General features: G+C 65.1%; 11 protein-coding genes. 3 read left to right on the top strand and 8 right to left on the bottom strand.

The window, feature by feature from the left end; all coding sequences use genetic code 11:
- Positions 1-82: 82 nt before the first annotated feature.
- From ACQ86E_RS28245 to ACQ86E_RS28235, 3 genes are all read left to right on the top strand, one after another.
- Positions 83-454 carry a thioredoxin gene (locus ACQ86E_RS28245; protein ID WP_431202770.1) on the top strand — a complete coding sequence of 124 codons (372 nt, stop codon included), beginning with the start codon at positions 83-85 and terminating at the stop codon, positions 452-454.
- Positions 455-491: 37 nt separating this feature from the next.
- Positions 492-842, top strand: a complete 351-nt coding sequence (locus tag ACQ86E_RS28240; RefSeq protein WP_092183595.1) for an ArsR/SmtB family transcription factor — start codon at positions 492-494, stop codon at positions 840-842.
- Between the two features lie 73 nt (positions 843-915).
- A complete protein-coding gene (locus ACQ86E_RS28235; RefSeq protein ID WP_431202769.1) occupies positions 916-1,995 on the top strand; it encodes a YeeE/YedE family protein in 1,080 nt (359 codons plus the stop codon).
- A gap of 269 nt (positions 1,996-2,264) precedes the next feature.
- Here the strand turns inward: ACQ86E_RS28235 and ACQ86E_RS28230 are convergent, their stop codons facing one another.
- The 8 genes from ACQ86E_RS28230 to ACQ86E_RS28195 form a co-directional block, all read right to left on the bottom strand.
- Positions 2,265-3,596, bottom strand: a complete 1,332-nt coding sequence (locus ACQ86E_RS28230; RefSeq protein ID WP_431202768.1) for an MFS transporter — start codon at positions 3,594-3,596, stop codon at positions 2,265-2,267.
- Between the two features lie 72 nt (positions 3,597-3,668).
- The gene (locus tag ACQ86E_RS28225; RefSeq protein WP_431202767.1) at positions 3,669-4,475 is read right to left on the bottom strand and encodes an enoyl-CoA hydratase/isomerase family protein; all 807 of its coding nucleotides are present in this window, start codon (positions 4,473-4,475) and stop codon (positions 3,669-3,671) included.
- Positions 4,476-4,504: 29 nt separating this feature from the next.
- On the bottom strand, positions 4,505-6,049 hold the full coding sequence (locus ACQ86E_RS28220; RefSeq protein WP_431202766.1) for an AMP-binding protein: 1,545 nt from the start codon (positions 6,047-6,049) through the stop codon (positions 4,505-4,507).
- Entirely contained in the window at positions 6,042-6,560 is a 519-nt protein-coding gene (locus ACQ86E_RS28215) for a (2Fe-2S)-binding protein (protein WP_431202765.1), read from the bottom strand. The genes ACQ86E_RS28220 and ACQ86E_RS28215 overlap by 8 nt, the downstream gene beginning before the upstream one ends.
- On the bottom strand, positions 6,557-7,372 hold the full coding sequence (locus ACQ86E_RS28210; protein ID WP_431202764.1) for an FAD binding domain-containing protein: 816 nt from the start codon (positions 7,370-7,372) through the stop codon (positions 6,557-6,559). The genes ACQ86E_RS28215 and ACQ86E_RS28210 overlap by 4 nt, the downstream gene beginning before the upstream one ends.
- Positions 7,369-10,380 (bottom strand): xanthine dehydrogenase family protein molybdopterin-binding subunit, encoded by a 3,012-nt coding sequence (locus ACQ86E_RS28205; protein WP_431202763.1) that lies wholly within the window; start codon positions 10,378-10,380, stop codon positions 7,369-7,371. The genes ACQ86E_RS28210 and ACQ86E_RS28205 overlap by 4 nt, the downstream gene beginning before the upstream one ends.
- A 143-nt stretch (positions 10,381-10,523) precedes the next feature.
- Complete coding sequence (locus ACQ86E_RS28200) at positions 10,524-11,363, bottom strand: helix-turn-helix transcriptional regulator (protein WP_431202762.1); 840 nt, start codon at positions 11,361-11,363, stop codon at positions 10,524-10,526.
- Positions 11,364-11,484: 121 nt separating this feature from the next.
- Positions 11,485-12,906 (bottom strand): UbiD family decarboxylase, encoded by a 1,422-nt coding sequence (locus ACQ86E_RS28195; protein WP_431202761.1) that lies wholly within the window; start codon positions 12,904-12,906, stop codon positions 11,485-11,487.
- Positions 12,907-12,908 lie beyond the last annotated feature (2 nt).

Below are 12,908 nucleotides of genomic sequence, written 5' to 3'. Positions count from 1 at the left end.
TACGAATTTAATGATATAAAACGTCAAGGTCGTTTGGGAAGCAAGTCCGCCAATCAAGCCCGCAAAGGCCCGATTTCGCAGCATGAACAGAATCGTCGTTTTGCTCGCCCTTACCGTCGGGCTCGCGCTGCCCGCTACGACATCGCGCGCCGCCGAGCTCATCATGTTCGAGCGGCCCGGCTGCGCCTGGTGCGCACGCTTCAACGCCGAGATCGCCCCGATCTACGGCAACACCGACGAAAGCCGGGCTGCACCGTTGCGCCGGGTCGACCTGAACAGCCCCCGTCCCGCCGATCTCGCCGGAATCGATCCGGGTCCCTTCACGCCGACCTTCGTCGTGGTACAAGAGGGCCGTGAGATCGGGCGCATTCGCGGCTATCCCGGGGATGCCTTCTTCTTCGGCATGTTGGACCGAATCCTGTCAAATGCGGGATCGGAACCCAAGGGGTCGTGACCGTTCTTGCGGATTTTGCTGAGAGGAATTTGACGCGATGCCATTGCCGAAACTGAAGGAGATCGAGGGCTCCGCCGAACTCGAGCAGATGATCGAGAAGGCGCGCGAGGCGAGCGACATGCTCAAGGCGCTGTCACACGAGTCCCGGTTGCTGCTGCTCTGCATCCTCGCCGAGGGCGAGAAATCCGTGACTGAACTCGAGCAGTTCCTGGGCGAGCGGCAGTCGACCGTCTCGCAGCAGCTCGCGCGGCTGAGACTCGACCGGCTGGTGACGACCCGCCGCGACGGCAAGGCGATCTACTACAGTCTCGCCAACGAGGATGTCCGCAAGATTCTCACTGCCGTCTACGACGTGTTCTGCGAGCCGGTGCGCCGGCGCCGCCGGTAGTTTTCCGCGCTGGCTTTTCGCGCCCCACCGGCGCAGACTGCCCAAAGAAGCAGAACAAGATCTTGCGGGAGGAATGCTCAATCCTTCGACCATAGCGTTCGCATGCGGGCTTGCCGCTGGCGCCGTGCTCGGCGTTGCCGGCCGCGCGGGCCGCTTCTGCACGCTCGCGATGCTCGAGGATGCATTCTTCGGATTGGATTTCCGCCGATTGAAGTCATTTGCACTGGCCGCGGCGGTCGCGCTGCTCGCGACGCAGGCGCTCGCCGCTTTCGGCTTCATCGATCTGTCGCGCTCGATCTATCTCACGGCATCGATCGGGCTCGGCGGCGCGATCATCGGCGGCTTGATGTTCGGTGTCGGCATGGCGCTGGTCGGCACCTGCGGCTTCGGAACGCTGGTGCGGGTCGGGGGCGGCGATCTGCGCGCCATCGTAGTCTTTCTCGTGCTCGGCCTGTCGGCGCTCGCGACGATGCGCGGCATCACCGGCATGGTGCGGATGGCTCTCATCGAGCCGTTGTCACTGCGCCTTCCCGAAGGCAGCAACCAGACGCTGACCTCGCTGCTCGGCGCAGATGGCGTGACGCGGGCAATCCTCACCGTATCGATTGCCGCCGCACTCGCTTTCTGGGCGCTCGCAGACGGCCGGCTGGTGCGGTCGCCACGGCTGCTAGCCTCCGGCCTTGCCGTCGGCGCCGCGATCGCGTTCGGCTGGTTCGCCACCGGGTGGATTGCGGACGACGAATTCGATCCGGGGCGGGTCGCTTCCCTCACCTTCGTCGCCCCGCTCGGCGACACCATCCTCTACATCGCCACGTTCTCCGGGGCGCGGCTGAATTTCGGCATCGGCTCGGTCGGAGGCGTCATCGCGGGCTCGTTTGCCGCGGCGATGCTCGCGCGCGGCTTCCGCTGGGAGGCCTGCGACGACGCCCGCGAATTGAAGCGCCACATGACCGGCGCGCTCCTGATGGGCATCGGGGGCATCATGTCGATGGGATGCACCATCGGCCAGGGCCTGAGCGCGTTTTCGACGCTTGCGGTCTCGGCTCCCGTGACGATGCTGGCGATCGCCTGCGGGGCGCGGTTCGGGCTGGAGTTCACGATGACGGGTGAGTGGCTGCCCGCGGTGCGCAGGCTGTTCGGCGCCTCGACTTGACGGATCGGTTCTGCGTTTTTGGCCGGCGGACGCAATTTGACCGCGGCTCCAATCGATAGCTCGCGACCGTAGCTACTCGCTCGAGCTTGAGGCTGGACTGACGAATATGGCTGATACTCTCGTATCATCGCCAATCCAGTTTGGAAGAGGCAGTGTCCAGTCGCGAACCAAAAGGATCTACTGCTCGGACACGACCGCCCGTGTCATCCATTTCAATCTCGTCGCAATTCGATATATCGGCGCGGCCGTTGCGGCCGCGCCGATATAACCTAGCGAAAGTTGCCCTTCGTCTCGGGGATGACGATCGCCCCGATCAGGTAGATCACGAACACGCCGACCGCGAAGCAGGCCAGCGACATCGGAATTTCCGCAGCGCTGCCGCTCACCAGCGAGACGACGGTCGGCATCATGCCGCCCAGCGCAAAGCCGATGTTCCAGGACAGGCCGGTGCCACTTGCGCGCAGCGCGGTCGGAAAGCGCTCATTCAGGAAGATCAGCACCGGCGCATAGCCCGCATTGCCGATGAAGGCGATGGCGAACGCATAGAGCGTGATCTCCGTCGTGTCCTTGGTGGCCGCGAGGTTGAGATAGCACAGCGGCAGCAGGACCGCCGCCAGCACGCCGATGATCAGGAACGTCTTCTTGCGGCCGATACGGTCGCTCAGCGCGCCGACCAGCACCGCGGAGAAGAAAGCCGAGACGCTCGCACCCATCAGGATCAGCGACGAGGTCTGGTTCGGGACCGCGTTGATGACCTTGAGGAAGCTCGGCAGATAGCCCGAGGTCAGGTAATAGCCCGCGCCGCCGCCGAAGGTGATCAGCAGGTTGACCAGCAGAACGCCACGATATTCGCCGGAGAACACATCCTTGACCGGCGCCTTCGAGACCTTCGCCTGCTTGTTGCCCTGCTGGCGCTTGAGCTCCTTGAAATAAGGCGACTCCTCGAGGTTGCGGAAGATGAACCAGCCAAGCAGCGAACTCAGCAGCCCCGAGAAAAACATGAAGCGCCAGCCCCAGACCGCGAAGGCTTCGCCGGGGAAGATCGAGGACGTGATCAGGAAGATGAAGGATGCGAGCAATGCACCGATGCCGGCGCCGCCACCGCCGACCAGGCCCGACATCGCACCGCGCCACTGCGCCGGCACCGATTCCGTGCCGATCGTGTGGGTGGAAGCCACGACGCCGCCGACGAAGATGCCCTGCACCAGGCGCAGAATCAGGAAGATAACCGGCGCCATCACGCCGACCTGCGCGATGGTCGGCAACAGGCCGAACGCCGCCGTACTGATGCCGACGCCGACGATCGCGATCAGCATGGCCTGCTTGCGGCCGTGCACGTCGGCATAATGCCCGAACACCGCCGAGCCGAGCGGCCGCATCAACAATGTGACGGCGAACGAGCCGTAGACCGCGGCCAGCGACAGCGCCGCATTGCTCGACGGAAAGAACAGCGCGCCGACGACCGGCGCCACATACAATAGAATAAACAAATCGAACAGATCGAGCGCCCATCCGAGCACCGAAGCGATGACCGCGCTGATCATCTGCTTGTTGTCAGCAGCGGCTCGCGCACCCGCGACCGGCATGTCCATCTCAGCCATTTTGTTTTACCTCCCCCGTTTGAAGTGAGCCGCGGTCAGCGTCATTGCGAACCGCGGCGGTTTTGTCGCCTCTCAGCGGCCGCTGAATTTCGGCGGACGCTTGGCGTTGAAAGCCTCGACACCTTCCCTGAAGTCTTCGGATTGGCGCAGACGGCTGTAGCAGTGACCTTCGAGCTCGATGGCAATGGCGAGAGTCGAGTCCTCGGTATCGTTGAGGAGCTTCTTGGCGGTGCGTTGCGCCAGCGGCGAGAAGGTGCGGAGCTCATCGACCAGCTTGTCGGTCGCCTTCTCCAGCTCGGCATCTGGCACGCATTCGGTGGCGATGCCCCAGTCGAACGCCTGCTTGGCCGAGATGCGCTTCGAACGCATCACGATATCCTTGGTCCGGGTGATGCCGACCATCTTCTGCAGCCGCGCCGAGCCGCCGGAGCCCGGGATCTGGCCGAGCTTCTGCTCCGGCAGCGCGTATTGCGTGGTCTCGGAGGCAATACGGAAGTCGCAGGCCAGCGACAGCTCGAAGCCGACGCCGAAGCAATAGCCGCGGTTGGCGACGATGACGGGCTTGGCGCAACGTGCGGGAGCTGCGATGTTCCAGGCGAGCTTGGAGACGTGTTCGGGGCTCGCCTCCATGAAGCCGCCGATATTGCCGCCGCTGGAGAAATGCTCGCCCTCGCCGCGGACCACGATCACGCGGACGCGCGGATCCTCGTCAAGTGTCTCGAAGGTCAGACGCAGCTGGTCGCGCTGCGGCATCGCCACGACGTTGTAAGGCGGACGTCCTAAAACGATGTCGGCGCGCTCGTGCGCCTCGTCGATCTCGACCTTGAACCCGTCGAGCTTGGCCAGCCGGGGATCGGAAAATGTGTAAGATGACGGCATTCGCGTTTCCTTCTGTTGATGATTGATGATCAGGCTGCATCCGATGGCGGCATGCGCTCCGCTTCGTATTCTCCGGCGACGAGCAGTCGCCGCAGCAGCTTGCCGACCGGCGATTTCGGAATCGCGTCGACGAAGACGTAGCGGCGCGGCCGCTTGAAATTGGCGAGGCCCGAAGTCCGGCAGAACTGCTCCAGCTCGACGTCCGAGACGGCGCGGTTGCGCTTGACGAAGGCGGCAACGACCTTGCCCCATTTCTCGTCGGCGACACCGACCACCGCGACCTCGTCGACCGCCGGATGCAGTGACAGGCAGCTCTCGATCTCGACCGGCGAGACGTTCTCGCCGCCCGTGATGATCATGTCGTCGACGCGGCCGGTGACGAAGAGATCGCCGTCGGGATCGAAGAAGCCGGTATCGCCGGTGAAATACCAGCCCTCGCGCAGCGACTTGGCGTCGGCCTCGGGGCGGCGCCAGTAGCCTTCGAAGGACTCGTCGCCGGCGAGCGTTGCGATGATCTCGCCCTCCTCGCCGACCGCAGCAAGCTCCGCGATCGATCGGGCGCCGATACGCACCACCTTGATGTGCTGATTCAGCCCGGCCTTGCCGGCCGAGCCCGGTTTTGCCGCCGAATTCTGGTCGATCGTAAACGTGTAGATCTCCGAGCTGCCGTAGTGGTTGACGAACAGTTCCGGCTTGAACGCCTCGTTCAGCTTCTTCAGGAGACCATCGGTCATCGAAGCGCCGGCAAAGCCGAGCTTGCGGACGCTGGAGACATCGGTCTTCGCAAAGGCCTGGTGATGGACGAGATCATGATAGAGCGTCGGCACCAGATAGAGGTTGGTGATCTCCTCCTTCTCGATCAGCGCCAGGGCCTGGCAGCTGTCATAGCGCGGCAGGCAGATGAAGCTGCCACCGATCAGCGACATCGCCAGCAGCGAGCGGACGCCCATCGTGTGGTAGAGCGGCATCACGCCGAGCGTGCGCTCGCCGCGGCCATAGAGGTTTTGCGCGACATGGGCGATCGCCGCGGCACGCTCGGCACGATGCCTGCGTGGCACGCCCTTTGGCCGCGAGGTCGTGCCCGAGGTGTAGAGCATGATCGACCAGGCATCGGCACCGACGCGCGGCTCGGCGTCGGGCGCGCTGTCCCGGATCATATCCGGGAAATTGGTTGCATCGCCCGTTCCGGGATCAACGGACACGCGCAGCAGTTTGCCGGCCAACGCCGAGCCCTGCACCGCCTCCACAGAAGCGTCCTGGTAGACAATCGCGCGGGCTTCGGCGTTCTCGATGCAATAATCGAGCTCGTCGGCCTTTGCGCGCCAGTTGATCGGTGTGATCACGAGGCCGGCGAACTGGCAGGCCCAGTGCAACGTCGCAGCCTCCCAACGATTTTGCAGCAGGGTGACGACGTGATCGCCGGGCTTGAAGCCAAGGCGGTCGAAGGACGCCACGAGCGCGGAGATCTTGTCGTACCATTGCCGGTAGGTCAGGCGGAGATCGCCGTCGATCAATGCAATCGCATGGGGATCGCGCGCGGCGCTGGCCATGAAACTGCTGGCGAGATCAAGCATCGGACGTCTCTTTTGTGATTGAGGCGAGCTTTGCAGCGGCTTCGAGCGCCGCCTGGATGATCGGGGTGTAGCCAGTGCAGCGGCAGATATGCCCGCTCAGGAGATCCCGGATCTGCGCCTCGGTCGGCACGGGATTCTTGGCCAGATAGTGGTCGAGCGACATCAGGATGCCGGCGGTGCAGAAGCCGCACTGCAGCGCGTGGTTGCGGCGGAAAGCTTGTTGCAACACGCCGAGCCGGTCAGCCGACGGCGCGAGCCCCTCGACCGTCTCGATCTCGCATCCCTCGACCTGCGCCGCAAGCGTGAGGCAGGACCGGGTCAGCATGCCATCGACGACCACGGTGCAGGCGCCGCAGACGCCGTGCTCGCAGCCGACATGGGTGCCGGTCGCGCCCAGCTGATGACGCAGGAAATCCGAGAGCAGCATGCGCGGCTCTGCCTCACCCTCGACGGGCTTGCCATTGAGCGTAAGTCGGACGGCATGGCGGGCATCCGCCGCGAGACGGGTCATTGCTGCACCTCGCCGATCAGGTCGCGGCCGATCATGCGCACGAGGTCGCGGCGGTAGCGCGCGGTGGCGTGAACGTCGTCGCGAGCACCGAGTTCGTAGGCGAAGCCGTTGAGGGCGTCGTCGAGCGCAGTCCCCTCGAGCCGCGGCCAATCGCGCGCCGTCGGGACGTCGGCAACGCCGCCGACGGCGAGGCGCACGCCGGTCGGCGTCGTCATCGCGGCGCAGGCGACGATGGCGAAATCGCCGTGCCGGCGCGCGACCTCGCGGAAGGCGAAGCGCGATCCCTTGATGACCGGAACCGAAATGCCCTCGATCAATTCGTCGTCGGCGCGCGCGGTGAGCATCGTGCCGGCAAAGAAGTCCTTCGCCGCGATGTGGCGTCGTCGCTTGCCGTTGCGCAACATCACCTCGCCGCCGAGCGCTAACAGCGAGAGCGGCATCTCGGCGCTGGGATCGGCGTGCGCGAGCGAACCGCAGATCGTGCCGCGGCTGCGGGTCTGCATGTGCCCGACCCAAGGCAACGCCAGCGCGACCAGCGGCAGCGCCTCGGCGAGGTCAGGCCATGCCAGGAGATCCGCCTGGCGCACCCCGGCGCCAATGACGACAGCGTTCTTCTGCCGCTCGATCTTGCGGAGCTCCTTGAGGCGCATGATGTCGATCAGCAGCTTAGGTTTTGCAAGCCGCATGTTGAGCATCGCCATCAGCGACTGGCCGCCCGCGAGCACGCGCGCGTCGCCGCCTCGCTGCGTAAGACCGTCGAGCACGTCCCCGACGGTTTCGGCACGAAGATAATCGAATGCGGGCGGCTTCATCGACGCCCCCCGAACAAGCTCGCGACCTTCGCCAGCAGCGCGAACATTGAGAAGCCGCCGCCGGACGCACCCCCGCCGCCGGCCTTGCGGGCCAGTGCGGTGAAGAACTGGCCGATGATGACACGCGTCGCGCCATCGAGCAGACGGCCGCCGATGCTCGCGACCTTGCCGCCGATGGCGGCATCATAGCTGTAGGTCAGGTTAGTCCCGCCCTCGCCGTCGGGTGCAAGCGTGATGCGTCCCTCGGCATTGCCGAAGCCGAGCGCGCCGGTGGCGCCGCCGCGCAGGGTAACCGCACGCGGCGGATCGAGATCGAACAATTCGACGTCGGCGCGATAGCGTCCGGAGACGGGGCCGATGCCGAGCGTGACGTCGGCGCGGAAATGTGTGTCGGTGATCTTGTCGACGCGCTGGCAGCCGGGAATGACGGATTGCAGCGTGTTGGGATCGAGCAGCATGGCCCAGACCTGCTCCGGCGCGCCCTTCACCGAAGCCTGCCCCTCGCCGCGTAGCCGCCGGTCACCTTCGCGCGCAGCCGCCGCGGTCGAGCCACCTGCGGGCGGCGGTGGCTCGGCGCCGCGCACCAGCTCCGCAAGGCGCGCCGGCACCAGCGGCAAGGTGACGTCGGCAACGCCAAGCGCGTCCGCGACCGCATTGGCGATGCAAACCGGCGTCGACATGCAATTGCCCTCGCCGACCCCCTTGGCACCGAGCGGCGTGAACGGCGACGGCGTCTCCATGTGGATGATCTCGGGCTCCGGCACCTCGGTCGTCGTCGGCAGCAGATAGTCGGCGAGCGTTCCCGTGAGGAAGCTGCCGTCATCGGCGTAGGCATATTCCTCGTAGAGCGCGGCGCCGAGCGCCTGCGCAAAGCCGCCACGGATCTGGCCGTTGACCATGCCCGGATGCAAAATGGTGCCGCAATCGTGCATGGTGACGTAACGATCGATCCGCGTCTCAAGCGTGGTGCGGTCGATCTCGAGCCCGCAGAAGTCGAAAATAAAGCCGTGGCAGAGGGAGGAGTTTATGCGGTCGTCCGCGTCGGGCGGCGTCAGTTCCGGCGGCGTCCAGAACACGGTCTCGCGGATGGTCTGGTCGGCATCGTCAGGCAGAGAGCCCGGTGACCAGTGGCTGAGCGCTGCGACGCGCGAGAACGCGATCCGGTTCTCCGGATTGTGCCTTGAGGCAACAAATCCCTTCGCAAAGACGATGTCGGTAGCCTCAACGTTCAGCTGGCTCGCGGCGATGCGAGCAAGACGGCCGGCGACGCGTTCAGCCGCGAGCTTCGCCGTGCCCGCCACCGCCGCGGCAAAGCGGCTTGCGTAATTCCCTGATGCGATTGACCAGGCGTCCTTGGCGGTGTCGATCTCGGTGTTGACCCGGATGTCCGTTGGCTGGAGGCCGAAGACGTCGGCAACGACCTGCGACAGCACCGTGCGATGGCCCTGCCCCTGCGGCACGGAGGCGACGTGGACGGTGACGCTGCCGACCGGATCGAGGCCGACGGTGGCTGTCGCCTGCGCGCCGTTCTTCGGACCCGCCTTGCGGCGCTCGGCCGCCGTCAGCACGGTGGTGATGTAGCCCATATTGGAGACGCTGGGCTCGACCACGGCCGCAAAGCCGATACCGTAGAGACGTCCCTGCGCGCGTGCTTCGTCACGCCGTGCCTTCAGTTCGGCGAGCCTGCCTTGCTCGACCGCGCGCGCGACGGCTTCGTGGTAATTGCCGGAATCCAGCAAGGCGCCGGTCGCTGTGCGATGGGGAAACGCGCCAGCGTCGATCAGATTGCGCTTGATCACGGCGAGCGGATCGAGACCGAGGTTGATTGCGATCCTCTGAACCAACCGCTCCAGCGCGAAATAGACCTGCGGTCCGCCAAAGCCGCGGTTGAGCCCCGTCGGCGTCTTGTTGGTGACGACGACGCGGTTGCGGATCCTGACGTGACCGATGTCGTAGGCGCCGGTCATATTGCCGTGCATGCGATAGAGCGTCGCCGGCTCGGGTGCGCGCAGATGCGCGCCGCAATCTTCGACCTGATCCCAATCGAGCGCGAGGATCTTTCCGTCGGCCGCGACAGCCGCCGCCAAAGTCGTCGCACGGTTGGTCGCCGACACCGATGCGGTGAGATGTTCGAGCCGGTCCTCGATCCATTTGACCGGCCGTCCCGTAATGCGCGCGGCCGCCGCGATCAGCACGATGTACGGAAACACACCTTGCTTGACACCAAAGCTGCCCCCGGACTCGGGCGGCGTGCGCAGCCGCAACCGGTTGCCCGGCACTTTCAGGGCGCGTGCAATGACCGTGTGGATGCTGAACGGGCCCTGGAAGTTGGCGAGGACCTCGAAGGCATCCTCGCCGGCATCGTGCGAGGCGACGACGCCATAGGTCTCGATCGGCGTACAGGAGTTGCGGGGATATTTGACATCGATGACGAAGCGATGCGGCGCATCGGCAAAGGCCTTTTCAGGATCGCCGTAGCGGAAGGCGCGTTCGCTGGCGAGATTGCCGGGAAAGCCGTCATGCAGCACCGGCGCGCCGGGTGCAATCGCGCCAAGCGGATCGACCACGGCGCCGCGCGGGCGATATTCGACGTTGATGAGTTCCGCCCCATCCTCGGCGCGCGCGCGGTCGGTCGCAACGACCACGGCCACGGGCTCGCCGACATAGCGGACGCGGTCCATTGCTATGGGCCAGCATTCGACCGGCGCCTTCACGCCGACGACCAGGGTTGTCGTGACCGCCTTGACGTCCTCGCCAGTCAGGACCGCAGTAACGCCTGGCAGGCGCTTCGCGGCTTCAGCGTCGATGGAGAGAATATCGGCGTGCGCGTGCGGCGAGCGCAGGATGGTCGCATGCAGCGTGCCGGGCGCAACGCCGAGATCGTCGATGAAGCGGCCGCGGCCAGAGAGCAGCGCGGCGTCCTCGATGCGCGCGATCGACCGCCCGACCCACGGCCTGTCATCACTCTGATCGACTGAATTCGCGGATTGAACCGCAGCCTGCACCATGTCCCGACAAACCTCCCGACGCGCTCTTTGACGCGACGGTGACAGATGTCAGGACTGGGGATGCGCGAGCCATACCGCCCGTTCTCACGAATTACCAAATCGTCTCATTCGAGCGCGTGCGGCGCAATATCAACCCGCAAGACTCAACCGGCGAGACGCGAGACGTTGCGAAACTCGCGCGGGCTGACGCCGGCATGATCGCGGAAGAAGCGCGTGAAATGCGCGGGCTCCGGAAAGCCAAACCGCTCGCTGAGCTCGCCGAGCGGCGTATCCTCCCGCATCACAGCATCGAGGGCGCGCTCGATGCGGACGACATTGAGATAAAGCTTTGGCGAGACGCCGAGCGATGTCTCGAACAGGCGAAAGAACTGCGCACGCGACAGGCCGGCGCCCTTCACGAACTGTTCGACATTGGCGTAAGAGTCTCGCACCCGCATCGCATCCATCGCGCGGCGGATGCGCCAGTCGCAACTCACCGCGCTCATTCCGCGGATCGAGGTCGGAAAGCTGCGCCACGGCGTGAAGCGCTCGATCACCGCGATCATCAGGTCGGACAGCGTCTGTTCGTGGGTCCGCACCGCATCCGGATTCGCCATCATTTCGGCCGCCAGATGCAGAGTGAGTTGACGAATGCGCGGCGACACCTCGCCCGACGGACGCTCGAAAAAGCCCGGCGCACCACTTGCGGCCCAGCCGGGACGGAACTCCTTCAGCCATTCCGGCTCGATATAGAGCGCCATGATCAGCGTACGTGGGCGGTTGACCTCATGCACATAGGCGTGCGGCTTCCAGCCGTCGACCAGCACCGCGGCGGTGTCGGTGAGCGGCGTCACCTGGTCGCCGACCATGAACTGGGTGTCGGCCCCTTCGACCTTGAGCAGGACGTGGCAGTGATGATGGGCGTGACGGACCAGCGAACGATCCATGTCGAGCAGAGCGACCCTGCCGAAAGCGCCATGGGCAATGCGCAGGGCCGTCGACATCAGTTCCGTCCTCCCGGCATTGTGCCGTAAAATGGTTGTTTTGTTGCAGCAATATATGCAGCACCAGCTACATATTCCAACCGCGCAAACCGGCGCAAGTCTCGATCGGTCGGTACCCCGCTCATGCCCGCGCCTCCGCAAGCAGCCGCGCGACCGCGGCGCTCGGGTCGGCCTGCAAGGCGGTGGCGAGATCGACCTCCTCCTCGCCCTTGACGCGAATACGCTTGAAGGCGAACTCAGGCGCGCTGACCGGCACGGTCGCATCGAGACCCATCTTGGCGCTGATGCCGTTGTCTGTGGTCGGATCGAGCTTCGAGCCGAGCGCGCCTGAGATGACCATGAGATCGCGATCGGCCTGGAACCGCGTCGCCACCGCCCATTCGATCTCGTCGGACGAGGAAACGTCGACGTCCTTGTCCACCACGACAACCTGCTTGATGTCGTAATGCGCGCCGAAGGCGCACATCATGATGTTCGTCGGCTCGCCGTCATTGGTCTTGTCGATCTTGATCGCGAGATGGTAGCGGCAAGTGCCGCCGCGCGTCAGGCGCACATCGAGCACGTTGGGAAAGCTGCGGCGCAGATGCTGAAGCAAAGTCGCCTCGCGCGGCACGCCGCCGAGGATCAAATGCTCGAAGCCGCCGCCGACGATGGTGTGAAATATCGGCTTGGCGCGATGGGTGATCGCATCGACCTCGATCACCTCGCGATTTGCGCGCGGGCCGTAATATTGAGGGAACTCGCCGAACGGACCTTCCGGCTCGCGCACGCCCTGAAGTATGCGCCCTTCGATCACGATCTCCGCATGCGCGGGCACGCGAACCGAATTGGTACGGCACCTGACGACGTCCACAGGCGCGCCGAGCAGCGCGCCGGCGATCGCCATTTCGTCCTCGTCGAGCCCGGCAATCGCCTGCGAGGCCAACATCAGCGCCGGATGCGCGCCGATGACGATCGCAATCTCCAGCGGCTGGCCCATCTCCCCCGCGAGACGATAATAAGAGAAGGTGTGCCGCGGCAGCAGCAGCACCCCGATACGATTCCTGCCAGAGATCTGGCAGCGGTGGATCGAGACGTTCTGCACGCCGGTCTCGGGATTGCGCGCAATCAGCAGGCCGGCCGTAATGTAGGGGCCGCTGTCCCGCTCATTGTGCTTGGGCACGGGAAGCTGGCGCAGCAGGTCGACGTTCTCATGGACAATTTCCTGCACCGGACCGCTCGCGACCTCGTGCGTCGGCAGCGGATGGCTCGCGGCGGCAAGGAACCGCGGCAGCAGCTGGTCTTCGGTCACGCCAATGGAATCGGCGACCCAGTCGCGGCCGGCAAAGAGGTTGGCGACGACGGGAATCTCGTGTCCGTCGGGACGCGGAAACAGCACGGCACTGTCGCGCTCGAGCCGCTTGGCAATGGCAGCGAGTTCGTCGGTCAGCGCAACGCCCTCCCGCGCAATGGCGAGCTTGCCGCGTTCGGCGAGGAACGCGAGCCAGGCACGCAGATCGGCGGGTGCGTTTGCGCCTTTCCTCGCTACATTTTCCATTCGCATAT

It is taken from the genome of Bradyrhizobium betae (assembly GCF_050632175.1).
Classification (GTDB): domain Bacteria; phylum Pseudomonadota; class Alphaproteobacteria; order Rhizobiales; family Xanthobacteraceae; genus Bradyrhizobium; species Bradyrhizobium betae_B.
Note: the sequence above shows the minus strand (reverse complement) of the source record. Positions and strands in the feature narration are given on the sequence as shown.

Bases quoted from the DNA above. Each gene is read 5' to 3' on its own strand.
- ACQ86E_RS28210 (WP_431202764.1), bottom strand. From the start codon at position 7,372: ATGAAGCCGCCCGCATTCGATTATCTTCGTGCCGAAACCGTCGGGGAC.
- ACQ86E_RS28240 (WP_092183595.1), top strand. From the start codon at position 492: ATGCCATTGCCGAAACTGAAGGAGATCGAGGGCTCCGCCGAACTCGAG.
- ACQ86E_RS28205 (WP_431202763.1), bottom strand. From the start codon at position 10,380: ATGGTGCAGGCTGCGGTTCAATCCGCGAATTCAGTCGATCAGAGTGAT.
- ACQ86E_RS28230 (WP_431202768.1), bottom strand. From the start codon at position 3,596: ATGGCTGAGATGGACATGCCGGTCGCGGGTGCGCGAGCCGCTGCTGAC.
- ACQ86E_RS28215 (WP_431202765.1), bottom strand. From the start codon at position 6,560: ATGACCCGTCTCGCGGCGGATGCCCGCCATGCCGTCCGACTTACGCTC.
- ACQ86E_RS28220 (WP_431202766.1), bottom strand. From the start codon at position 6,049: ATGCTTGATCTCGCCAGCAGTTTCATGGCCAGCGCCGCGCGCGATCCC.
- ACQ86E_RS28245 (WP_431202770.1), top strand. From the start codon at position 83: ATGAACAGAATCGTCGTTTTGCTCGCCCTTACCGTCGGGCTCGCGCTG.
- ACQ86E_RS28200 (WP_431202762.1), bottom strand. From the start codon at position 11,363: ATGTCGACGGCCCTGCGCATTGCCCATGGCGCTTTCGGCAGGGTCGCT.
- ACQ86E_RS28235 (WP_431202769.1), top strand. From the start codon at position 916: ATGCTCAATCCTTCGACCATAGCGTTCGCATGCGGGCTTGCCGCTGGC.
- ACQ86E_RS28225 (WP_431202767.1), bottom strand. From the start codon at position 4,475: ATGCCGTCATCTTACACATTTTCCGATCCCCGGCTGGCCAAGCTCGAC.
- ACQ86E_RS28195 (WP_431202761.1), bottom strand. From the start codon at position 12,906: ATGCGAATGGAAAATGTAGCGAGGAAAGGCGCAAACGCACCCGCCGAT.